Origin of the sequence: Rhodococcus baikonurensis, from assembly GCF_040489275.1 — a bacterium.
GTDB lineage: Bacteria > Actinomycetota > Actinomycetes > Mycobacteriales > Mycobacteriaceae > Rhodococcus_F > Rhodococcus_F baikonurensis.
Window position 1 is genome coordinate 32370 of sequence record NZ_JBEUOQ010000009.1, and the last position, 22735, is coordinate 55104.

18 protein-coding genes are annotated in these 22735 nt (G+C 63.7%); 10 read left to right on the forward strand and 8 right to left on the reverse strand.

Annotated elements, in window-relative coordinates:
* The first annotated feature begins 91 nt into the window (after positions 1–91).
* Complete coding sequence (locus ABWI03_RS20725; protein WP_235170910.1) at positions 92–1711, forward strand: ABC transporter substrate-binding protein; 1620 nt, start codon at positions 92–94, stop codon at positions 1709–1711.
* Between the two features lie 83 nt (positions 1712–1794).
* On the opposite strand, the gene ABWI03_RS20730 is transcribed toward ABWI03_RS20725, so the two are convergent.
* Both ABWI03_RS20730 and ABWI03_RS20735 read right to left on the reverse strand, forming a co-directional pair.
* A complete protein-coding gene (locus tag ABWI03_RS20730) occupies positions 1795–4107 on the reverse strand; it encodes a thiamine pyrophosphate-binding protein (RefSeq protein WP_298774672.1) in 2313 nt (770 codons plus the stop codon).
* A gap of 292 nt (positions 4108–4399) precedes the next feature.
* Entirely contained in the window at positions 4400–4720 is a 321-nt protein-coding gene (locus ABWI03_RS20735) for a UBP-type zinc finger domain-containing protein (protein ID WP_003943615.1), read from the reverse strand.
* Positions 4721–4746: 26 nt separating this feature from the next.
* On the opposite strand from ABWI03_RS20735, the gene ABWI03_RS20740 reads away from it, so the two are divergent.
* The 6 genes from ABWI03_RS20740 (at position 4747) to ABWI03_RS20765 (ending at position 12398) form a co-directional block, all read left to right on the forward strand.
* Positions 4747–6342, forward strand: coding sequence for a Na+/H+ antiporter (locus ABWI03_RS20740; RefSeq protein ID WP_030536674.1), 1596 nt, complete (start codon positions 4747–4749; stop codon positions 6340–6342).
* 182 nt (positions 6343–6524) lie between these two features.
* On the forward strand, positions 6525–8144 hold the full coding sequence (locus ABWI03_RS20745) for an ABC transporter substrate-binding protein (protein WP_124566957.1): 1620 nt from the start codon (positions 6525–6527) through the stop codon (positions 8142–8144).
* Between the two features lie 127 nt (positions 8145–8271).
* Positions 8272–9228 (forward strand): ABC transporter permease, encoded by a 957-nt coding sequence (locus ABWI03_RS20750; RefSeq protein ID WP_003943571.1) that lies wholly within the window; start codon positions 8272–8274, stop codon positions 9226–9228.
* A complete protein-coding gene (locus ABWI03_RS20755; protein ID WP_298774942.1) occupies positions 9221–10315 on the forward strand; it encodes an ABC transporter permease in 1095 nt (364 codons plus the stop codon). Before ABWI03_RS20750 ends, ABWI03_RS20755 begins: the two co-directional genes overlap by 8 nt.
* The gene (locus ABWI03_RS20760) at positions 10312–11409 is read left to right on the forward strand and encodes an ABC transporter ATP-binding protein (protein ID WP_298774665.1); all 1098 of its coding nucleotides are present in this window, start codon (positions 10312–10314) and stop codon (positions 11407–11409) included. The genes ABWI03_RS20755 and ABWI03_RS20760 overlap by 4 nt, the downstream gene beginning before the upstream one ends.
* Complete coding sequence (locus tag ABWI03_RS20765) at positions 11409–12398, forward strand: ABC transporter ATP-binding protein (RefSeq protein ID WP_095969359.1); 990 nt, start codon at positions 11409–11411, stop codon at positions 12396–12398. The genes ABWI03_RS20760 and ABWI03_RS20765 overlap by 1 nt, the downstream gene beginning before the upstream one ends.
* Positions 12399–12404: 6 nt before the next feature.
* Here the strand turns inward: ABWI03_RS20765 and ABWI03_RS20770 are convergent, their stop codons facing one another.
* The 4 genes from ABWI03_RS20770 to lysX all read right to left on the reverse strand — a co-directional run bounded on the left by ABWI03_RS20770 (position 12405) and on the right by lysX (position 18757).
* Entirely contained in the window at positions 12405–13004 is a 600-nt protein-coding gene (locus ABWI03_RS20770; protein ID WP_095969672.1) for a histidine phosphatase family protein, read from the reverse strand.
* Between the two features lie 5 nt (positions 13005–13009).
* On the reverse strand, positions 13010–14419 hold the full coding sequence (locus ABWI03_RS20775; protein WP_298774661.1) for a GGDEF domain-containing protein: 1410 nt from the start codon (positions 14417–14419) through the stop codon (positions 13010–13012).
* A gap of 71 nt (positions 14420–14490) precedes the next feature.
* Positions 14491–15387, reverse strand: coding sequence for an alpha/beta fold hydrolase (locus tag ABWI03_RS20780; protein WP_298774659.1), 897 nt, complete (start codon positions 15385–15387; stop codon positions 14491–14493).
* 13 nt (positions 15388–15400) lie between these two features.
* The gene (gene lysX, locus ABWI03_RS20785) at positions 15401–18757 is read right to left on the reverse strand and encodes a bifunctional lysylphosphatidylglycerol synthetase/lysine--tRNA ligase LysX (protein ID WP_124566952.1); all 3357 of its coding nucleotides are present in this window, start codon (positions 18755–18757) and stop codon (positions 15401–15403) included.
* Between the two features lie 88 nt (positions 18758–18845).
* Between lysX and ABWI03_RS20790 the strand changes: the two genes are divergently transcribed.
* Complete coding sequence (locus ABWI03_RS20790) at positions 18846–19073, forward strand: RNA-binding S4 domain-containing protein (protein WP_003943569.1); 228 nt, start codon at positions 18846–18848, stop codon at positions 19071–19073.
* A gap of 15 nt (positions 19074–19088) precedes the next feature.
* On the opposite strand, the gene rraA is transcribed toward ABWI03_RS20790, so the two are convergent.
* Positions 19089–19565 carry a ribonuclease E activity regulator RraA gene (gene rraA, locus ABWI03_RS20795; RefSeq protein ID WP_003943552.1) on the reverse strand — a complete coding sequence of 159 codons (477 nt, stop codon included), beginning with the start codon at positions 19563–19565 and terminating at the stop codon, positions 19089–19091.
* Positions 19566–19595: 30 nt separating this feature from the next.
* Entirely contained in the window at positions 19596–20219 is a 624-nt protein-coding gene (locus ABWI03_RS20800; RefSeq protein WP_095969366.1) for a TetR/AcrR family transcriptional regulator, read from the reverse strand.
* Positions 20220–20343: 124 nt separating this feature from the next.
* Between ABWI03_RS20800 and ABWI03_RS20805 the strand changes: the two genes are divergently transcribed.
* Both ABWI03_RS20805 and ABWI03_RS20810 read left to right on the forward strand, forming a co-directional pair.
* Entirely contained in the window at positions 20344–21552 is a 1209-nt protein-coding gene (locus ABWI03_RS20805; RefSeq protein ID WP_298774653.1) for a phosphotransferase family protein, read from the forward strand.
* Positions 21549–22712 (forward strand): Rv3169 family protein, encoded by a 1164-nt coding sequence (locus ABWI03_RS20810; protein ID WP_298774651.1) that lies wholly within the window; start codon positions 21549–21551, stop codon positions 22710–22712. Before ABWI03_RS20805 ends, ABWI03_RS20810 begins: the two co-directional genes overlap by 4 nt.
* The last annotated feature ends 23 nt before the right edge of the window (positions 22713–22735 follow it).

Genomic DNA, 22735 nt, shown 5'->3' on the forward strand with positions numbered 1-22735 from the left:
CTGAGCGGGACCTGCGACTAATACCTGTGCCTTAAGTCACAAACTGTCTCGACAATGCTTCACATCACAGTTTCTGACCTGGAGGTTTTGAATGAGTCGCAGTTCTCGGCGCGGTCACCGCAAGGTTGCCGCCGTCGCGCTGGCAGTCTCCGCCGGCCTGTTCGTCTCGTCGTGCGCTGACAGCGGGAACGGGGGTGGGAGCGGCGACGCACCGGAGTCCGGTTCAGGATTGTCCATCGGCCCGGTCAACGAGCAATCCGGCGAGGGCGACCCGGTCAAGGGCGGCACGCTCACGTTCAGCGGGTACTCCGCCGTCACGAATCTCGACCCCGCGAAGACTCAGATCGCCGGTTCGGTCGCCGGTTCGGAGTTGGGCGCGATCTACGACACGCTCCTGCGGTACGACCCGGCGTCCAAGGAATTCGTTCCGAAGCTCGCCGAATCGATGGAGCCGAGTTCGGACTTCAAGACATGGACCCTCGAACTGCGCGACGGCGTGAAGTTCAGCGACGGCACCCCGGTGGATTCGGCGGCCGTCTCGGCGAGCCTCAATCGTTACGTCACCAACAAGGGACCGCAGTCGAGTCTGTACGCGTCGAAGGTCGCGTCGGTAGACACTCCGGATCCGTCGACGGTCGTCTTCAATCTCGTCGACCCCTGGACCGGTATCGAGTCACTGCTCTCCACCGGTCCCGGCATGATCGTCGCGCCGAGCGCCCAGCAGGGCGATCAGTTCACCCCGATCGGCGCCGGTGCGTTTACTCTCGAGAAGTTCGCTCCCAACGAGGAATTGATCCTCGACGCTCGGGAAGACTACTTCGACGGCGCCCCGAACGTGGACAAGCTGCGGTTGATCAGCATCGTCGGTTCGCAGTCCACCACCGAATCGCTCAAGAGTGGCGGCACGGACGTCGCGTACATGCGGTCGCTACCGAACGTGCTGGATCTGATCGATTCCGGCTACCCGGGCTTCGTCGACATCCCGTCGCTGTCGTACCTCTCGCTGGTCAACACGGCTCCCGGTCGTCCCGGTGCCGACGTGCGAGTACGCCAGGCCTTGGCCCTCGCAACCGATCCCGTCGCACTCGACAACCGACTCAACGAAGGTAAGGGTCTGCCCGGGCAGGTCATCTTCCAGGACACCTCTCGCTGGCACAACGACGTCGCTCCGATGGGAGTCGACACCGCCAAGGCGAAGCAGCTTCTCGACGAGGCCAAGGCCGACGGTTTCGACGGCAAGATCACATACCTGACGCTGCAGGAAAATTCGGCGCAGGCGATGGCTCTGGCTCTGCAGTCGATGGCCAACGCCGTCGGTTTCGACTTCCAGATCGAGTACGTCAACTCGGTTGCCGACGTCGTCAAGCGTTTGTACGCCGACCGCGACTTCGACATGGCAACAGGTTCCGCCAACCTCGCGGAAGCCGATCCGTTCGAGCGTCTGTACTCGAACCTCAAGACCGGTGGGCGAAACAACGCCGCGAGTTTCTCCGACCCCGAGATGGATACGCTGCTCGACCAGCTGGGTGTAGCGACGTCGAACGACGCGAAGATCGAAGTGCTCGCCAAGATTCAGGAGCGCGCCAATGAGGTTGTGCCGTGGCAGGTTTACGGCAACACTCCGTGGCTCGGTGTATGGGGACAGAACGTCCACGGCATTCAGCAGAGCCTCGACGGAATCATGTTCTTCGACAAGGCCTGGAAGAACTGAAGGCCTCTGAAGAACTAAAGAACTGACCAGACCCGAGAAGCGTCCCTGCGGGGACGCTTCTCGGCATCGGAGAGTGTGATTGGTCAAGAAGTGAGATCGAGGGCAGCGCGGACGATGCTGTCGGAGTCGAGTCCGTGGTACCGGTAGACGTCCTCGAGTGAACCGACCTGACCGAACCGGCTCACTCCGAGCGCAGCACCCGGAACGTTGTTGATTCCCGTCAGGAACGCGAGGGTGTGCGGGTGTCCGTCGAGAACGGTCACCATCGGCGCGGACCGGCTACTCGGAAAGACCTGATCCAGGATCCACGACGGACCGTCCGCGAGGCCGCGCCGAGACTGGAGTGCTTCGAAGAGCAAGCCCGGGCTGGTCACGCACACCACGTCGGCGGAAATGCCCTGCTCGCCGAGTCTTTCGGCTGCAACCAGCGTTTCGGTGACAGTGGCACCCATGCCGACCAGAGTGACGGCAGGATCAGGGTTGTGTCGCAGTGTGTATGCCCCGGCGACCACCTGACGTCGACGGCGTTCTCGCGCAGCCGGATCGGTCGGCACCGCGGCCAGGGCCTGATCGACCGGGCGGGTCGACAGACGCAGATACGACGAGCTGCCGTCGGGGCGGCCGAGGCGTCCGATGCTGTCGAGGAGCGTCCACTCCACGTCGACGGCGAACGCCGGTTCGAAACTGACGCAACCCGGCTGTTCCAGTCCGATGGAGGGGGTCTTGATCGACTGGTGCGCACCACCTTCGGCTGCCAGGGTGACGCCTGACGGAGTGCCGACCATGATCGACTGTCCACCGGCGTAGATGCCGTACGACCACGGTTCGAGAGCCCGCTCGATGAACGGGTCGTACATCACGCCGATGGGGAAGAGCGGCTGGCCCCAGCGACTCCAGGTTGCACCGAGTTCGCCCATCAGCCCGACCAGGTTGGTCTCGGCGATACCGAGTTCCATGTGCTGCCCGGTGGGCTTCTCACGCCAGTGCATGATCGTTTCGGCATCGTCGGCAAACCAGTTGTGCCGCTCGTTAGGGGACCACACCCCGACCTTGTTCAGCCAGCCTGCCAGGTTCGTGGTGGAACTGACGTCCGGACTCAGTGTGACAACACGTTTCGCGGCGTCCGGCGCTTCGCGGCTGAGGTCGAGCAGCACCCGACCGAGAGCTGCCTGAGTGGTGGACGTGCCGGAGGGAGTGCGGCCGATATCTTTCGGAACTGCCGGAGGCACCAGATGCTCCACCTTGGGGCGAGCCAGGCGCCCAGCGGTTTCGGCGCAGATGCGGCCCGACGGGCTGTCGGCCTCGAACCGTTCCCAGGGCTTCGACGGATTCATGCCGAGTTCCGCCGCCAGGTGCTCGTACTGCTCGATGGTGAGCAGCGACGAGTGATTCTGTGGATGACCCTGCGTCGGCAGGCCCCGGCCCTTGATCGTGTACGCGATGATCACGGTGGGACGGGTGTCGTCGATCTGCGCGTACGCCTCTCGCAGGGCGTCGAGGTCGTGGCCACCGAGATTGCGGATGGCCGCGAGCACCGTCGCGTCGTCGAGGTCGTTGATCAGCGACGTGATCGCGTCGGCGTCCGCCGCGTCGCCGGGCAGTCTCAGACGTACCTCGTCGGCCGTGCATCGCAGCAGACGCTGGTACTCCGGATTGGGCATGTCCAGGATTCGTTCGCGCAACGCGGTGCCGCCTGGCCGGGTGAACAGCGATTCCAGGAGCGCGCCGAATTTCACGGTGACGACCTGCCAGCCGGCGCCCGAGAACATGCGCTCCAGGCGGGTTGCCGCGATGTTCGGCACCACCCGGTCGAGTGATTGGCGGTTGAGGTCGACGATCCACACGATTTCACCCAGTTCGGCAACCGAATGATCGAGAACTGCTTCCCACACAGCGCCCTCGTCGAGTTCGGCGTCACCGACGAGGGAGTACTGACGTCCGGTTCCGGCACCGCCGAGGGAGGCGTCGACGTATCGGCGTGCGATGGCGCCCCAGATGGGAGCCGTCGCGCCGATACCCACCGAACCGGTCGAATAGTCCACCGGATCAGGATCTTTTGATCGACTCGGGTAGCTCTGCAGGCCCCCGAACTCGCGCAGCGTTGTCAGGTAGGACTCGTCGAGTTCGCCGAGCAGATAGTTGATGCCGTGGAGCACCGGAGCCGCGTGCGGCTTGACGGAAACCCGGTCGCCGGAACGAAGTTGGCCGAACCACAGGGACGTCATGATCGAGACCATCGACGCGCACGAGGCCTGATGACCGCCGACCTTGAGCCCGCTGGGATTCGGCCGGACACGGTTGGCGTGATGGATCATCGCGGTCGACAACCACAGAACGCGCTTCTCGATCTCCGCCAGTGATTCGGGAGCGTTCTGGTTGATGCTGGGGCTGTTCACGGCCGGTCCTGCCTTCAATAGTTGACATCGATCACCGCACCGCCTGTACCCCAGATCGTGGGGCCGACGATGTGGTTGTGATGTTTGGCAGGACTTCCTGAGGCCGAACCGTTCGGTGCGGCAAAGTCCAGCCGCACCTGTCGATCTGTTGTGCAGATTCTGCGTCAAAGTCCATCATCGGCATACAGATTGGGCAATAGCTACCCGACGGATTGAGCAATGTGCGCAACACCGAGGGCTGTGCGCCGTGACAGGTGGGCACTATGCGCAGTGCACTGCGAGTCGCGCGCGGTCAATCCATCAGGTCGTGGACGTAGCACCAGCGCCAGGATTCGCCGGGCTCGTGCGAGCGCATGACCGGATGCCCGGTTTCGCGGTAGTGGTTGGTGGCGTGCTGATGAGGGCTGGAATCGCAGCATCCGACGTGGCCGCAGGACAGGCACATACGCAGGTGAGACCAGTTATCCTCGCCCAACTCGGCGCACTCCTGGCAGACGCCGGGCGTCAGCGCCGCCGGGTCCGTTTCGGGCGCATTGGTTAGTTCCTCGCAACCGGTCGGAGCGGGTGCGGGCTGCTGTGTGCGAGCTGCTGCTCGCTTCAGGATTTTCTTCATCGCCTTCCATACTGCATGCTGCCAGGGTGAACGGCATATTACTGGGGGTTGTAGTAGCGGCGTTGCTGGTGGCGGCGGTCGCGCGAAGGTTCGGGCTGTCTTCGCCGCTGATCCTCGTCCTGGTCGGTTTGATCGCCTGTCAGATACCGGGTGTTCCGGAATTGGAACTCGATCCCGACCTCGTCCTGTTCGTCGTGTTGCCTCCACTTCTGTACTCGGCAGCACTGGACAGTTCATACCTGGCTTTGCGCTCGAATCTGCGTCCGATCGGATTTCTCGCGGTGGGGCTGCCCCTCGCGACGACGGCAGCGGTGGGCTTTGTCGCCTACCTGATCGTGCCGGAGTTCTCGATAGCGGCTGCTTTGGTTCTCGGTGCCATCGTAGCGCCGCCGGACGCGGTGTCCGCGAGCGCAATCGGACGCAAGCTCGGTCTGCCGCGCCGAATCATGACCCTGCTGGGCGGCGAGAGCCTGCTCAACGACGCCACCGCTCTGACGGCGTACAAGGTTGCTCTCGCTGCCGCCGTGGGTACTGGTGCGACGCTGATCGGCGGCTTCGAGACCTTCCTCGTCGCAGCGGTCGGTGGAACGGTGATCGGCCTGGCGGTGGGCTTCGTCATCTCGAAGGTTCGCGGCAAACTCCAGGATCCGGTGATGGAGAGCGGAATCGGATTGGTGGTGCCGTTCTTCACCTACCTCGCTGCGGAAGAGGTTCACGCGTCGGGCGTCATCGCGGTCGTCGTAGCCGGATTGTTCCTCGGCCAGCGCTCCACCCGTGCGAGCTATGCGACGCGTTTGCAGGACACGGCAGTGTGGAGGGCCGTCGACCTGATCCTGGAGTCTTTCGTCTTCCTGTTGATCGGGCTCCAATTGCCCAGTGTCGTCAACGGATTGCAGGGGTACAGCACCTCGATCGTCGTTTGGGCATCGGTTGCCGTTCTCGTGACCGTCGTGGTGGTCCGGATCGCCTGGGTGTTCCCGTTCACGTACGTACCGCGCTGGCTGTCTCCCCGCATCCGAGCGAGAGAACCGGAGATTTCCGCGCGGGCGGTGTTCGTCGTGTCGTGGGCCGGTATGCGAGGAGTCGTGTCGCTGGCGGCTGCCTTCGCGATTCCGTTGACGGTTAACAGCGGCGAAGACTTCCCGGGCCGTTCGCTGATCCTGTTCCTGACGTTTGTCGTCGTGGTCGGCACGCTGTTGCTGCACGGCCTGACGTTGCCGTGGGTCATCCGTGTCCTCGGCGTGCAGGGCGATGAAGAGCAGTCGGACGCACGCGCCGAGGCGGCGGCTCAGGACAAGGCTGCCCGCGCGGCTGCGGCGAGGCTGGACGAGTTGGTCGGAGCCGACGCCGACGACGTCCCTCAGGTCCGGAATCGCGCCGCCGACATCTTGCGAAGCTGGAACACTCACCGCGCGAACTCGGCGTGGGAGCGGCTCGGACGCAGCGACGAGGATCTGGGGGAGAGCCCGTCGAATGCCTTCCGCTCGCTGCGCCTCGAGATGATCGACGCCGAGCGAGGTGTGTTCATCGCCGAGCGCGATGCCGGCCGGATCGACGACGAGGTTCTTCGGAAGGTGCTTCGAGAGCTCGATCTCGAGGAAGCCACGCTCGACCGAGACTAGACCGGCTGGTCTGATGTCGGTGAGGGTATTCGCTGGCCAGGGTCGGTTTACCTGACCGTTGAGGCCTGCAACTTAACCGATTCCACTGAGCGAGACTCGATCCAATTTTCTGTGCCTCCCGTCACAGACTGTTTCGTGTTCAACATCACGTCACGGTCTTACCCCGCCTTGGAGGCATTCGAATGAGTCGTAGTTCCCGCCGCGGAAGTCGCAGATTGGCTGCGGCTGCGCTGGCGATCACCGCAAGTATGTTCCTGGCGTCGTGCGCCGACAACGGCTCGAGCAATGGCGGCGGCGAATCCGCTGATTCCGGTTCCTCGCTGAAGATCGGCATGGTCAACGAGCAGGCCGATCCCGGTACTCCCACCAAGGGTGGCACGCTGACGTTCAGCGGCTACTCGGCAGTCACGACTCTCGATCCCGCGAAGGCTCAGGTTGCCGGCGCCACCGGTGGCAGCGAACTCAGCGCCATCTACGACGTGCTCATGCGTTACGACCCCATCGCGCAGAAGTTCGAGCCCAAGCTCGCCCAGTCGCTCGAAGCGAGTTCGGACAGCAAGACCTGGACGCTGAAGTTGCGCGACGGTGTGAAGTTCAGCGACGGAACGGCTTTCGATTCGAAGGCCGTCGCGGACAGCATCAACCGTTACGTCACCAACAAGGGACCGCAGTCGAGCCTGTGGGCTTCCAAGGTCGCCTCGATCGACACCCCCGATGCCACGACCGTTGTATTCAATCTCGTTGATCCGTGGACGGGCATCCAGTCGATGCTCGCCACCGGACCCGGCATGATCGTCGCCCCGAGCGCCCAGCAGGGTGACCAGTTCACCCCGATCGGTGCCGGTGCCTTCACCCTCGAGAAGTTCGCTCCCAACGAGGAACTGTTGTTGGCTGCTCGCCCCGACTACTACGACGGCGCACCGAACATCGACAAGCTCAAGCTGATCAGCATCGTCGGCGCTCAGCCCACCGCTGAAGCTCTCAAGACGGGCGGCATCGACGCCGCGTACATGCGTACGCTCACTCCGATCCTGGATCTGATCGAGTCGGGTTACCCCGGCTTCGTCGACATCCCGTCGCTCGGCTACATCGCGAACGTGAACATGGCCCCGGGCCGCCCGGGATCGGATGTCCGTGTCCGCCAGGCGATGGCGCTGGCCGTCGACCCGGAGACGCTGAACACCCGCGTCAACAACGGCAAGGGACTGCCCGGCCAGGAGATCTTCCAGGACACCTCGCGCTGGCACAACGACGTCGCACCGATCGGCGTCGACCCCGCGAAGGCGAAGGAACTGCTCGATCAGGCCAAGGCCGACGGCTACGACGGCAAGATCACCTTCCTCTCCATCCAGGAACCGTCCGCGCAGGCAACGGCACTGGCGATCCAGGCGATGCTCAACGCAGTCGGCTTCGACGCTCAGATCGAATACGTCACCGGTGCAGGTGATCTGGTCAAGCGGATGTACGCCGATCACGACTACGACATGAGCACCGCAGCACTGAGCCTCGCCGAGGCCGATCCCTACGAGCGTCTGTACACGGGCATCAAGTCCGGCGGCCGTAACAACGCGACCGGCTACTCCGACGCCGAAATGGACGCTCTCCTCGACAAGTTGGGCGTCGCAACGACCGACGACGACAAGAAGGCAGTCCTGGCCCAGATCCAGGAGCGCGCCAACGAGACCGTCCCGTGGCAGGTGTGGGGCAACGTCGCCGCACTCGATGTCTGGAACCAGAACGTTCACGGTCTCGAGCAGAGCCTCGACGGAATCGTGCTCTTCGACGGAGCTTGGAAGTCCTAGAGAGCCTGAAGTTCACGGCCGGCCCCGCGCCCGTATCGCAGCGGATCGGGGCCGGCTGCGAACGAAGAAATGAAATCAGAGGAACTGCTGTGTATTGCGAGCTCGCTGTCCGAAGGAGACGAAATCGATGAACATCGGCGCAATAGGTAAGAAATTGGGCCAGCTCGTCATTGTGATCCTGATCGTCAGCTTCGGAACCTTCGTGCTGGCATCACTGATCCCCGGCGATCCCGCTGTCTCCGTTCTCGGGGAAGGCCGAACGCCCGCCGAGTACGAGGAAGTTCGCCAGCAGCTCGGGCTCAACGACCCACTCCTGGTTCGCTATTGGGACTGGCTGACCAGCGCTCTCCAGGGCGACCTCGGCAACTCGCTCGTTCCCCCGCAGCAGGACGTCCTCACCGCGATCAGTTCCGCTCTCCCCGTCAGCGTTCAGTTGGCAGTGATGGGTCTGGTCATCGCCCTCGTCGTCGCAGTTCCGCTCGCACTCTGGTCGGCGCACCACGAGGGTGGCGTCATCGACCGCGTCATCAGCGCCGCGACGTTCGGTGTTCTGTCCGTCCCGAGCTTCCTCGCCGGTCTGCTGCTGATCATGGTCACCGTCAACTGGCTCGGCTGGTTCCCCCGATCACAGTGGGTGCGCATCGGAGACAGCCTCTCCGGAAACCTCTCACACGCAATACTTCCCGCGATCACCATCAGCCTCCTCGAGATGGCGATGTTCACTCGCGTTCTCCGCTCCGACCTGGTGACGACGCTCCGTGAGGATTACATCCTCGCGTCGAAGGCCAAGGGAATGCCCACGCTGCGAGTGCTTTTCAGTGACGCGCTTCGCCCGTCGTCGTTCTCGCTCATCACGATGATGGGTCTGGCTCTCGGCGGCATGATCGGCAGCACCGTGATCGTCGAGACGCTGTTCTCGCTGCCCGGAATGGGCACGCTCATCGTCCGCGCAGCGCAGCAGGGTGATTCACCGATGCTGCTGGGCGCGGTGGTCGTGATCGCAGTCATCTACGTCCTCGTCAACAGCGCGATCGATGTTCTGTACACCTATCTTGACCCGAGGAGTCGTCGTGTCCATGTCTGAAGTGACGCCAGACGGAGCGGCCCCGTCGCCGGCCCCGTCCGAGGTGATGACATACCGGCAGCAGACAGTCCTGCTGGCTCCCGGTCCCGTCGAGACGTTGGAACAGCCCAAGAATCTGGTCCTGATCGGATCGATTCTCACGGTGGTCGGCGTTGCGCTGCTCGGCACCGCACTCTTCGGTTCGGCTATCATGATGACCGTCCGCATCGTGCTCGCGCTCGTTGCCCTGGTTTTCCTCTTCAAAGGTCTCGGCAAACTCGGTACGTCCAAGTGGGGCAGTCAGTTCGATCTCTCGTACTGGCTGGCGTGCATCTGGCTGGTCGCACTGATCCTGGCCGCGATCTTCGCACCGCTGCTGCCGCTCGGTGAGTACAAGGACACGGTCAAGACCTTGGCCGAGCCGGGCTTCGCCTCGCCGAGCCTGTTGTCAAATCACCCGTTGGGTACCAACAACTTCGGTCTCGATCTGCTTGCCCGGGCTTTGTTCGGTGCTCGAGCATCCTTGACCGTGGCCATCTGCGCCGTACTGATCGGCATGATCATCGGCGGAACCATCGGCGTCATGGCCGGTTACTTCCGCGGCAAGGTCGACGCAGTCGTCGGAATCCTGACCAACTCGCTGCTGGCCATCCCTTCTCTGGTGCTGTTGATCGCACTGGCGGCGGTGCTCACGTCGAACCTGCGCAACATCACCCTTGCACTCTCGATTCTCTGCATTCCCAGCATGGTTCGAATCGCCAGGGCCAACACCATCGTCGTCGCCCAACGGGAGTTCGTGCTTGCCGCGAGGGCCATGGGTGCCACCAAATGGCGCGTCATCTGGCGCGAGCTGGTTCCCAACGTCCTCGTCCCCGTCGCCGCGCTCGGCCTGGTGGCCGTCTCCGGCCTGATCGTCGCGGAAGCGTCACTCAGCTTCCTCGGACTCGGTATCGCACAACCTGATCCGACGTGGGGCAACATGATTGCGGAAGGTCAGGGCGGGATCGTGGAGAAGCATCCGTTCATCGTTCTGGTACCAGGCGTCTTCCTCTTCCTGACGGTGTTCTCCTTCAACCTCATCGGCGAGAAGTATCGGAGTAAGCTGTGACCACTTCAGCTCAGCACGGCGTTCCGCTGCTGCAGGCGGACAACATCAGAACCGTATTCGCCACTCCCCGTGGCCAGTTGCGAGCAGTCGACGGCGTCTCGATCCAGGTCTCCGCCGGCGAGACTCTCGGCATCGTCGGTGAATCCGGTTCCGGCAAGTCGGTTCTCGGACGCACCATCATGGGATTGCTCCAGAAGGGTCCGGCTCTCGACATCACCGGAACGGTGACGTTTGCCGGCCGCGACATGTCGACCATGAAGAAGTCGGAGATGAAGCATTTCTGGGGGCCGGAGATCGCCATGGTCTTCCAGGATCCGATGACCTCGCTCAATCCGTTCAAGCGCATCGGTACCCACATCACCGAATCCTTGAAGTTCCACCTGGGACTGAAGAAGGACGCGGCCCGCGATCGCGCTGCGGAACTCCTGTCGATGGTGGGTATCCCCGAGCCGAAGCGTCGGCTCGATCAGTACCCGCACGAACTGTCTGGCGGTATGCGACAGCGCGTCGTCATCGCGATGGCCCTGGCCTGCGAGCCGAAACTGCTGATCGCCGACGAGCCGACCACCGCCCTCGACGTGACCGTGCAGAAGCAGATCCTCGATCTGCTCGCCTCGCTCAACGACAAGCTCAACATGGCCGTCATCCTGATCAGTCACGACCTCGGTGTGGTGTCGGGTCGATCGGATCGCGTCGCGGTCATGTACGCCGGTTCCGTCGTGGAGACGTCGGCAACCGAAGAGCTGTTCACTCGTCCGCGTCACCCGTACACCGAAGCGCTGATGGCCGCGATTCCGCGACTCGAATCGCCGACGCACACAGTGCTGCAGACAATCCCGGGTGGGCTCCCGGACATGACGAAGCCGATCACCGGCTGCCGCTTCGCTGCCCGTTGCCGTTACGCCCAGGACGACTGTCTGACCGGCGACCCGGCTCTGGCTCCCGGCGGTCCGGGAGACAACACAACCGAAAGCCACACGTTCGCGTGCCACTACCCGGTCGATACCCCGGAAGGCACAACGGCATTGGTCGCCAACGAGAAGGCCGGTACTACCGCAGCGGGCCTCTCGCTCGCGGTGAAGGAGATGGTCTGATGACTGCAGCAACCGATACCAGAAAGCCAGAGACGGTGGACGCGGCCCTGACGGTCGAGGACCTGGTCGTCGAATTCAACGTCGGCAAAGGGCAGACCGTTCACGCGGTGTCCGGGATCAGCTTCACCGTCGCTCCGGGTGAAACCTTGGGCGTGGTCGGTGAATCCGGCTGTGGCAAGTCCACGGCGGGCCGGGCGATCATGCAGCTGCCCTCACCGACGTCGGGTTCCATTCGCCTGGGTGAGACGGAAATGACGGCACTGGGCGCGGAGGAATTGCGTCGCAGCCGCACTCAGCTGCAGATGATCTTCCAGGACCCGATCTCCTCGCTGAACCCGCGACGCAAGGTCAAGGCTCTCATCACCGAGGGTCCGTCGATCTGGGGCGGAAAAGACAAGGCCGCCATCGAAGCTCGGGCGCGCGAGGTTCTTGCCGAGGTCGGGTTGGACCCGGACATGGTGTGGGACCGGACCCCGCGCGAGCTCTCGGGTGGACAGTGCCAGCGCGTGTGCATCGCCCGCGCATTGATGCTCGACCCCAAGGTCTTGATCTGTGACGAGCCGGTCTCGAGCCTCGACGTCTCCGTGCAGGCGCAGATTCTGAACCTGCTCGAGGACGCGAAGAAGCGTCACGGGCTGTCGCTGCTGTTCATTGCGCACAACATGGCCGTCGTGAAGAACATCAGCGACCGCGTGATGATCATGTACTTGGGCCGGGTCTGCGAAATCGTTCCGGCGGAAGACATGCAGAACCGTGCGTTGCACCCGTACACGCAGCTACTGCTGTCGTCCATTCCCGATCCTGACGCCACCGTCACGGCGGCGCAGAACGTCGAGCAGAAGGTCATCGAACTGCCGTCGCCGCTCAATCCGCCCAGTGGCTGCCGGTTCCGCACGCGGTGCCCGCTGGCCACCGATCTCTGCGCGGAGGAAGTTCCCGAACTTCGTCTCGTCGAGGGTGGACACCAGGTGGCGTGCCACAACGTGTGAGTTGAGCTAGACGCGCAACATGTTTCGCACGTGACCGGTTTCGTTGATCGACCCGACCCTTCGGCTTCCATTCCGGGAAACAAGAATTCGAGTGACGGAGACGTACTCGATCGGGAAGGTCAACGGACGCTCCAGCCCGAGCAGTTCCTGCAGAACGATGTTGACGACGCCGCCGTGGCAGAAGATCGCCACGGTGGCGTCGTTGTCGGTCGCCGCGACCACGTCGTCGATCGCGCCGAGTACTCGCTCGCGAAAAGCGTCGGCGTCCACCGACTCGGGTAGCCAGCCGGCTTTGATGCGCGCATACGTTTCCGGTGCGCGTTCCAAGACCTCGTGCATCGGGATGTAGTGGGGCTGCTCGTAGTCGTATTCCGCCAGACCTTCGAGCTGGGTGACCGGAAGTTCCAATACCTGCGCTACCGGGGCCGCGGTCTCGAGCGCACGCTTCTGCGGGCTGCTGAACAGTCCGGTGATCCGGTACGGCGCCAGTGCTGCGGGCAGCCGAAGTGCCTGGGCACGGCCTTCGTCGGTGAGCGAGGGATCGGCGCGGCCTTCGGTGACCTCGGCCAGTTCGGGGAGCGCGTGTCGGATCAGGAGTAGTTGCACCCACGTCACCTTGCCATGTAGAGATCGAACGCCACCACGAGGTTTCGGCCTTCGCGTTTCGCCTGGTACATCGCGTTGTCGGCGATGTCGAGCAAGGTCTCCATCCCCGGCATCGCCCGGTCTACCCAGGCGACGCCGATACTGACCGTCCCCGCGAAGCCGCGAATGGAACGGGCGTGGGTCTCCTGGGTCTGCCGGATACGCTCCGCGAGCTGGATGGCTTCCTCGAAGGTGCAATCGGCCATCGCGACGGCAAACTCCTCACCGCCCAGGCGGCCGGAGAGCCCGAGCCCTTCGGTGGTGGCGAGGAGGGTGTTTCCGAATTGTTCGAGGACTGAATCGCCGGTGAGGTGGCCGAGGTTGTCGTTGATCGATTTGAAGTGGTCGAGATCGAGCATCATGACGGCGATCGATCGTTGCGCTGTGTGCTGGGTGTCGAGGAGTTCCTGCGACCGGGTCAAGAACGCGTGCCGACTCAGTGTTCCGGTCAGGGCGTCGCATTCGGCGATGCGTTGGAGTTCGCGCTCAGCGCGCCGCTGCGCTCCCGTGGCGACGGCTACGGCGATGGGGGAGAGTGCCATCAAGATGACGGAGATTCTGGTGGTCACGCCTTCGCTCAGCAGGTGAACCGGATCTGCCAATGCCAGGCGCCCCTTGCCCGCCATGACCAGCGCCCACGCACTCCATCCGGCTGCCAGGAGCGAGGTGCTGAACAGCGAGACGCGCATCGCGCACCACAGGAGCGCCGGCATCGGAAGCAGCAACGCGAGGGCGCCCTGCACCTCCAACGCGAGCGGCAGACAGACCAGGAGTGCGGCCAGCGGCGCGAGGATCTGTGCGAGCCGCCTGAGCCGGAGGCTTTGACGTACCGAGGGCCCGAGAGTGCGAAGAATGTGTTCGAGCGTCGGTGCCGAAAGAACGATCGGCAGCACGATCAGATACGTACACAGGTCGGCGAAGAACCACCCCACCAATTCGGTTGCCGCACCGCTTCCTTCGTGGAGTTGAGTGCGGAGTGCGCTGGCGGACCCGGCCGTCAGAGATGCCAGAACCGAAACGAGAAAGATTCTGGTGGTGTATTTCGCTTCGGACACTCGCTGTGGAAAGCAGCCGAGCAAGTTCGCGGCGATCAATCCCGTCGTGACTCCGACCAGGTTGATCGCATTCAGTTCGAAGGCCCGCTGCACGGGGCTTCCGGTCGCAAGATCCGCTGTCATCAGCGCGGCGCCGCCGACAGCCAGCCCGATCGGCGCGAACGAGCGAGGGTTACGAAGGAGAATGCCCAGAAGGATCGCGTTGGCGGGCCAGAAGGTCGAGAGAAACCCGGGCGGACGGGCGGCGATGCCCGCCAAGGCGACAACGAGGATCGCCACGAAAATCAGGCACGAGCGCACCCGACGTGTCGAACGGTCCATGGTCAGCCTGTCGTAGAAAGCAGAAGCTGTCCGAGACTAGCAATGATCCGGCTACTGTCCGAGTTGTAACTTTAAGTGTCATCCCGACGGTTCGACTGCGTGAGACGCCGAATCAAGTTCGCCAACTCCTCGGGCTGATCGATCATCGCGTGGTGATGCGCCGGGCGCAGGACGTGAAAGCTCCCGCCGAGGTAGGTGGCGAGTTTCTGCTGCTTTGCCATCCACGCGATGGACCAGGGAGTGGTGTGGCCCGTGTGAGCGGCAACGACGCTGAGGTCGATGTCGGGCAAGGGGTGCTTGCTCGACCGTCGTAAAGCGGTGAGCTCCAGCGCCATATCGGTGTACGCGACGTATTCGATCATCGCCGCTTCGAGGTAGTGCGGTTCGCGGTAGATCTTCCGGACCCATTCGAGGGTGGCTTCGGACGAGCCGCTCGGCGGCACGGACTGGTTGAGGATTTTGCGCGTCGTGGTGCCGAGGAGGCGTTGAAGTCCGGTTGTGCTGAAGGAGGCCGCGGCAGCCCAGGAGGCGATCAGGAGAAGGTCGCGGGGGAAGAGACGTTTCGGCTCTTTCTCGGCGCTCGAATCGAGAAGCAGCATGCCCGCTGCCCGGTCCGGGAACAAGCGGGCGAAGCCTTCGACGTAGAAGCCGGCGATGGAGTGGCCGACCACCACGGCCGGACCACTCAATCCCAGAGTGTCGAGCACGTCGCGGATCCGCTGAGCTTCGCCGCGGACGGTCGGCACGTCGGACGACGGTTCGCTGAGCCCGAAGCCCGGTCGATCGAAGCGGACGACGGTGTGGTCCGACTGAAGATGACGTGCGCAGTCATCCCAGTCGAACCAGTTGCCCGCCAGCCCGCCGCACAGGACGACGACGGGGCCGTCGCCCTCGGCGAGAACGTGCAGTCGGCTCTCGCCGACCTGCAGGATCTCGCCCGGTGGTTTCACGTGGAACAATTCCGGCACGCGAGAATCCGGACTACTGACGCGGTTTCGCGAGGGGGAAGGCCAGTGTCTCGCGGATGCTGCCACCCGTGATCAGCATGACGATTCGGTCGACGCCCATCCCGAGACCACCCGTCGGCGGCATCGCGTGTTCGAGGGCTTGGAGGAAGTCCTCGTCCAACTCCATCGCCTCGGGGTCGCCGCCCGCCGCGAGCATCGACTGCTCGGTGAGCCGGTTGCGCTGATCCACCGGGTCGGTCAGCTCGCTGTACGCGGTGCCGAGTTCGACGCCCCACGCCACCAGGTCCCACTTCTCGGCGACGCCGGGGATGCTGCGATGCGGCCGGGTGAGCGGCGACATCGAGGTGGGGAAGTTGGTGTAGAACGTCGGGAACTCGGTGTAGTCCTCGACCAGGTGCTCGTACATTTCCTGCGCGATGGCACCGGTGTCCCAGCTGGACTGGTACGGGATCTCGTTGGCGTCGCACAGCTTCTGCAGGTCTTCGAGACTTGTCTCGGGGGAGACGTCGACACCAAGTTTTTCGGCGACGGCGCCGTGCATCGTCTTCACCGGCCATTCGCCGGAGATGTCGACCTCGACCAGTTCGCCGTCCGGGCCGGGTCGCATGATGATCTCGCGACCGAAGGCTGCGACGGCCGCCGCCTGGATCAGCTCGCGGCACATCCGCATCATGCCCTCGTAATCGCTGTGGGCTTCGTAGGCCTCGAGGATCGTGAACTCGGGGTTGTGTTTGAAGTCGACGCCCTCGTTGCGGAACACGCGGCCGATCTCGAACACCTTCTCCATACCTGCGACGCACAAGCGCTTCAGGTACAGCTCGGGTGCGATGCGGAGATAGAGGTCCAGGTTGTACGCGTTGATGTGTGTCAGGAACGGAGCGGCATTCGCTCCGCCGTGCACCTGCTGCAGAATCGGGGTCTCGACTTCGAGGTATCCGCGACCACCGAGTGAATCGCGCAGCGACTTCACGACGGCGCTTCGGGCCTCGAGCAGTTCGCGGGCCTTCGGGTTGAGGGCGATGTCGAGGTACCGCTGGCGGACGCGAGTCTCGGGATCCGAGAGGCCCTTCCACTTGTCGGGCAACGGGTGCAGGCACTTGCCGTTCATGCGCCACTCGACGGCGATGAGCGACAGCTCGCCCTTGCGGCTGCGCCCGATGGTTCCGCTGACCTCGATCAGGTCACCGAGATCGAACTCGGCGGCGAACTCCGCCAGCTTCTCCCGGCCGACGTTGTCCTGGTCGACCAGAACCTGGATGTCGCCGGACCAGTCGCGCACGTCCGTGAACACGACTCCGCCGTAGTCGCGAACCCTCAGCAGGCGTCCCGCGATGCGTACGCGGGTGCCCTCCGGCGACTTCGCTGCGGCAGCGATCGTGTGGGTCGGCGGATAGGCGACGGGGTAGGCGGCGATCCCTTCGTCGGCGAGTTGCGCGAGCTTGTTCATACGCACCCGAACCTGCTCGGGGCGTCGCGGACCGTTGGTCGTGAACGACGGCGCCGAGTCCGGTGGGCTGCCGTCAGCATGCAACCCTTCGGACGTCACCAGAGCTGCAGGCACCGCCGCATGCGTTCCGGTGTGCTTGACGACCTGGCTCGACTTGCGCCCGAAACTGGGCAGCACCACGAAGCCTTCGGCGATGGCCGACGCGAATCCGACGCGCGGCAGCTCACGGTTGTCCTCGAAGCAGAGGAAGCGCGGCTCCCAATCCGGCTGGTACTTCACGTTCGAGCGGTAGAGCGCTTCGAGTTGCCACCAGCGCGAGAAGAAGACGAGCACCGAGCGCCAGATGCGGAGGATCGGGCCGGCGCCGATGCGAGAACCTTCCTCGAACACCGAGCGGAACACGGCGAAGTTGAGTGAGACCCGCACGACGCCGATCTCGTCCGAACGTGTGGCCAACTCCGAGACCATCAATTCGACGACACCGTTGGGCGCCGTCGGCTTGCGACGCATCAGGTCGAGCGAAACGCCGTTCGGTCCCCACGGCACGAGCGAAAGCATGCCGACGACGCTTTCGTCCTCGGTGCCTTCACCCATGACGGCTTCGACGAGGAGGCAGTCGCCGTCGAGGTGATCGCCCAGTCGGCCGAGTGCCATGGAGAAGCCGCGCTCGGTGTCGGTGTCGCGCCAGTCGTCGGCGCGGATGATGACGGCCGCCATGTCCTCGGGCGGGATGTCGCGATGGCGTCGCATCCGGACGGTGACGCCGTGGCGCCGCACGCGGGTGACGGCCTGACGCACCGGGCGCATGTCGCGTCCGTTGAGGTTGAACTCGCGCGTGCGCAGGATCGCTTCGTCGCCGAGTTGCAGGACGCTCAAGCCTGCCTTCTTGTACGCCGTCGCCCCGGTTTCGCTGGCGCCCATGACGGCCGTCGCCCAGCCGTACTGCGACGCGAGCCCCTGCCACGCTTCGATGGCGTGCGGCCACGCTTCGGGATCGCCGATGGGATCACCACTGGCGAGGCAGACGCCGATCTCGACGCGGTACGTGATCGCTGCCTTGCCGCTCGGCGCGAAGATGACGGCCTTGTCGCGGCGGGTGGCGAAGTAAGCGAGGGAGTCGTCTGCACCGAAGTTCTGGATCAACCCGCGGATCGCGGACTCGTCGTTTCCGGTGAGGGCGTTGTTGGAGCGTTGCGCGCGGAAGAGCGTCATGACCGCGGCGAGTAGCGCGATGGCGCCGAGCAGACCGAGGACCGTGTTGACGAAGACGCGCGGGTGGCCGTCGAACACCTCGTTGTCGACCGAAGCGGCTGCGGTGACGCGGTTCAAGGCCCAGAGGAATCGTTGGTTCTGCGGTAGGTCACCTGGGAAGAGTTCGACAAGGCCCCAACCGATCACGGTCGCGACGGCCATGCCGCCGATCAGAACGCCGAGCGCTTTCCAACCGGCGCCGCGTCGTACGCGTGTGTAGAACTCGGGCCTCGCCGCGATGAGGATTCCGATCACGACAAGCAGAACGACAACGGCGACGGCGTTGTTCGGGTTCTTGTCGACGATCGCGGAGGCGATGTTGGTGAGGGTGATCAGCGACAGGTAGATCGTCAACAGCCACCAGGCGATGCGCTTGCGGCTCGCGAGGGCGGCGGCGAGCAAGGCGACGACGAGCGCCCACGACAGGCTCGTATCCGGTGCGTCGAAGTAGTAGCTGTCGATGTATTCGCGTGGGACGCGGAGGATGTGCCGCAGTACCGGCGAGATGCTCCACAGGAACACCAGTACGGAGAAGACTCCGAGGATCAGTCCCGAGATATGGGGAACCTGGCTGAACCGCCCTTTGCGGAATCGACGCGCCTGGCGCGGATTTTCGGGTGGCGATTCCACCAACTCTGCAGTGGTGTCCGATACCTCGGTCAATGGTGCCATCGAGCTTCCTCTCCTACCGGTCGATCAGATCCTCACGCTAAGTGTGGTCTGTCGTGTCCAGTTTTGTGGGAGGAGGAAGATGATTGACATGACCGACAACATTCCAGCAGTACCCATCCGCGACGAAATGATTCGGCTCGGTCAGTTTCTGAAGCTCGCGAACCTCATCGAATCGGGCGCGGAGGCCAAGGAAGTGATCGCCGACGGCATGGTGTCGGTCAACGGTGAGGTCGAAGATCGTCGTGGCCGTCAGCTTCGTGACGGCGATGTCGTCGAGATCGGCGGGATGGCCGCCAAAGTGGAAGCCCCCGCCTGATCCCGCGACTTCCGACTAGCTTTCGCGAACGACGACGCCGTCCTGGTCGCTGTAGACGATCTCGCCGGGGTTGAACGTGACGCCGCCGATTTCGATCGGCACGTTCTTCTCGCCCGAACCGGTCTGAGTGCTCTTGCGCGGGTTGGTGCCCAAAGCCTTGACGCCGATGTCGAGGGTGCGCAGGATCGCCGAGTCGCGGACAGCTCCGTTGACGATGACGCCGGCCCAGCCGTTGTCGACGCCGCGGCCGGCGATGATGTCGCCGACCAGGGCGGTGTGGATGCTCGCGTCACCGTCGACGACGAGGACTCCACCGTTGCCCGGTTCGCTGAGGGTCTGCTTCACGAGCAGGTTGTCCTGGAAGCACTTGATGGTGGTGATGGGACCGGCAAACACTTCACGTCCACCGAACTGGGTGAACTGCGTGTCGCAGCTACGGATGTCGGGTCCGATCTCGTCGGCAAGGTCAGCGGTCGCTACAGGCTCGGTCATGCCCCACAGGATAGTCGGCAGGGTTCGGGCCTAGTGGGCCTCGGGGAGTATGCCGTTCAGCACTATGTCGGCGAGAGAATCGGCAAACGGTCCCGGGTCCGAGACGTCGCGAACCGACATCGCAAAGATGGCCGCGCCCGCCATGATGTCGAGAAGAGCGTCGGCGTCGACGCCGCTTCGGATGTCGCCGCGCTCCCTCGCCGCCTCCAGTCGACGGTTCAGCTCGACTCTGACTCCGGCCAGTTGCCGCACCACCAGAACTTCACGCAGCTCGCTGTTCGTCCGCACCTCGCTCATGAGCCCGGGTGCAGCGGCTCGCGTGGCAGGAGCGGCGAATAGTGCCACCGCGCCCTGGACAAGCGCGCGAATCTGATCCGCGATCGTTCCCTCGGTGCCGAGTTCGGTGTCGATGTCCGCACCTTGTTCGATGTCGAGCACCGGGTAGATCGCGTCGTTGACGATGTGTGCCTTCGACGGCCACCGACGGTAGATGGCCGGACGCCCCACTCCGGCACGCGTGGCGATGGCGTCGATGGACGTGCCCGCGTACCCCTTTTCTTCCAACAGTTGCCTGGTCGCGTCCAGTACTGCGTCGTCGATTGCAGGGTTTCGCTGCGGGCCCAGGCGGTGCTGAGTCTCAAAATCTTTGGACATTTTGGGCAAATCCCTTGCGGTATCGCTGTGATGGCCGTTACATTCTGTCACGGCTTTAGTCGATACATATTGTATCGACTATCGGCACGTGCGCATCGGCGCCACCGAACCACGAGGAGTGGTGATGAACCTTCGAACCGAAACAGAAACCTCAGGCGAAGATCCCGACTACGCCGAATTCGCCAGGCCTGGCGAATCCCGCAACGACCCGGCAGAGATGCGACGCAGCCTCGAAGGCTGGCTCGCGACCGTGTTGTGGCGAGGCTCGAAACCTTCCGTGACCTCCGTCGAGATACCGGCAGCGAACGGCATGTCCAACGAAACTGTGCTTTTCGACGCGACGTGGATCGAGGACGGGGTTCGAGGTGAGCATCGCCTGGTCGCTCGCATCGCCCCGCGCGACAGTGCGGTACCGATCTTCCCGTCGTACAACCTGGGCCAGCAGTTTCGGGTCATGAGCGCCGTCGCGGCTCACACATCGGTGCCGGTCCCGCGGGTGTACTGGTCCGAGAGCAACCCGGACGCGCTCGGCGGTGAGTTCTTCGTAATGGAACGGCGCGACGGCGAAATTCCGCCAGACGTCATGCCGTACACGTTCGGATCCTGGCTCTCGGAGGCTTCAGAGGACGACTGTTCTCGACTCCAGGAGTCATCGGTCCGGGTGCTCACGGAGTTGCACGCTATGGCCGATCCGCACCTGGCCCTCCCCGAGTTGTGCGGCTTCGGTGCCGAACCGACTGGGGCAGAAGCACTTCGAGCGCATCTCGAGGAGCAGCGCCGCTATTACGAGTGGGCAACCGCCGACGGACCAGGATCTCCGTTGATCGAGCGCGGTTTCGACTGGATCGAGGCGAACTTTCCCACCGATGCCGGTGCCGCAGTGCTGTGCTGGGGAGACTCGCGGATCGGAAACGTCATCTACCGCGACTTCGAGCCGGCGGCGGTCCTCGACTGGGAGATGGCGGCACTGGGGCCGCGTGAGCTGGATCTCGGCTGGATGATCTTCCAGCACAGGTTCTTCGAGGATCTCGCTGCCATGGCAGGCCTCCCCGGAATGCCGGACTTCCTGCGTCGTGAGGACGTGGCCGATGCCTACGGCTCGCTTTCCGGCCACCAGGTTGCGGATCTGGATTTCTACATCCTTTACGCCGCGCTGCGGCACGCGGTGATCATGTTCCGAGTACAAAGCCGCGCAGTGGCTTTCGGTCAGGCCGAATTCCCCGACAACCCGGACGAGATGATCCTACACCACAAGACACTCGAAGCCATGCTCGACGGCACCTATTGGGAATCGCTCGCTACGGCCCCGGTCGCACCAGGAGAAGCACGATGACACTGTCCCCGCTCGACGACTACCCCGTACATCAGATCGCCGAGACCATCCGCCGCGTGGGCACCTCGGATCGAAACTTCTACGACCGCTACTACTTCAACTGTCATGCCGGCGTCGACGGCGACAGCGAGCCGCTGTTTCTCATCATCGGTCTCGGTCAGTACCCCAATCTTGGTGTGTGCGACGGCTTTGCGGTTCTTCGGCGCGGCGACGATCATATCGTCTTCCGGGCATCCCGCGCCTTGGGTGACGATCGTATGGACCTGTCAGTAGGCCCGTTGAGGATCGAGATCATCGAGGGTCTGCACCGTCTGCGGGTGGTGTTGGACCCGAGTCCCGAAGCGCCGGACTTGAACTTCGACCTCACCTTCGAGTCCGACGGCCCCGCCAATCTCGAGGCAAGGCATTTCCACCGTCAGCTGGAACGAGTCACCTTCGACACGCAACGATTTGTGCAGACCGGAACATGGTCCGGATCCCTGACCGTCGACGGTGACGTCATCCCGGTCACCCCGGAGGCGTGGCGGGGTAATCGCGATCGATCCTGGGGTGTTCGACCGGTCGGCGAGGCGGAACCTCCTGGACGCAAGGCGGATCCGTCGATCGCCGGCAGTCAGAACTTCTTCTGGATCTACTCGATCATGCAATTCGGTGACTTCACGGTCGTCACGGTCGTTCAAGAAGATCAGCAGGGACGCCGCATTTTGGAGGATGCGACGCGCGTCTGGGCGGACCGCTCGCGGGAGTCGGAGTGGTTGGGTCGACCGGACCACCAGCTCACCTTCATTTCCGGTACCCGCGAGGTGAAGAGCGGAACTCTGTACTTCCGGCGCCCCGGTGCACCAGGCGAATCCGACCACATCCTGGAGATCACCTGCGAACCGATTCTGCCCAACTACATCGGTGTGGGCACGGGCTACGGACTCGAGCAGGATTGGCGCCACGGGATGTGGCAGGGCGAACTGGTGGTTCAAGGCCTGCGAGAAAAGGTTTCGGACATCGAACCGTGGAAGAAGATGCTGTGCCCGGTCGACAATTTGGCCCGGTTCACCCTTGTGGAAGACGGCGTAACTCGCACCGGGACAGGCCTGTTCGAGGTAGTAGTCATTGGGCCCCACCAGCGATACGGGTTCACCGGAATCGGTGACGTCGCACCGTAACCACAGCGCACCAACCACAAAGA

Excerpts from the sequence above, each read along its gene's own strand:
- ABWI03_RS20725 (WP_235170910.1), top strand. The coding sequence starts at position 92 with ATGAGTCGCAGTTCTCGGCGCGGTCACCGCAAGGTTGCCGCCGTCGCG.
- ABWI03_RS20735 (WP_003943615.1), bottom strand. The coding sequence starts at position 4,720 with ATGAAGAAAATCCTGAAGCGAGCAGCAGCTCGCACACAGCAGCCCGCA.
- ABWI03_RS20745 (WP_124566957.1), top strand. The coding sequence starts at position 6,525 with ATGAGTCGTAGTTCCCGCCGCGGAAGTCGCAGATTGGCTGCGGCTGCG.
- ABWI03_RS20750 (WP_003943571.1), top strand. The coding sequence starts at position 8,272 with ATGAACATCGGCGCAATAGGTAAGAAATTGGGCCAGCTCGTCATTGTG.
- ABWI03_RS20755 (WP_298774942.1), top strand. The coding sequence starts at position 9,221 with ATGTCTGAAGTGACGCCAGACGGAGCGGCCCCGTCGCCGGCCCCGTCC.
- ABWI03_RS20765 (WP_095969359.1), top strand. The coding sequence starts at position 11,409 with ATGACTGCAGCAACCGATACCAGAAAGCCAGAGACGGTGGACGCGGCC.
- ABWI03_RS20775 (WP_298774661.1), bottom strand. The coding sequence starts at position 14,419 with ATGGACCGTTCGACACGTCGGGTGCGCTCGTGCCTGATTTTCGTGGCG.
- lysX (WP_124566952.1), bottom strand. The coding sequence starts at position 18,757 with ATGGCACCATTGACCGAGGTATCGGACACCACTGCAGAGTTGGTGGAA.
- ABWI03_RS20790 (WP_003943569.1), top strand. The coding sequence starts at position 18,846 with ATGACCGACAACATTCCAGCAGTACCCATCCGCGACGAAATGATTCGG.
- rraA (WP_003943552.1), bottom strand. The coding sequence starts at position 19,565 with ATGACCGAGCCTGTAGCGACCGCTGACCTTGCCGACGAGATCGGACCC.
- ABWI03_RS20800 (WP_095969366.1), bottom strand. The coding sequence starts at position 20,219 with ATGTCCAAAGATTTTGAGACTCAGCACCGCCTGGGCCCGCAGCGAAAC.
- ABWI03_RS20805 (WP_298774653.1), top strand. The coding sequence starts at position 20,344 with ATGAACCTTCGAACCGAAACAGAAACCTCAGGCGAAGATCCCGACTAC.
- ABWI03_RS20810 (WP_298774651.1), top strand. The coding sequence starts at position 21,549 with ATGACACTGTCCCCGCTCGACGACTACCCCGTACATCAGATCGCCGAG.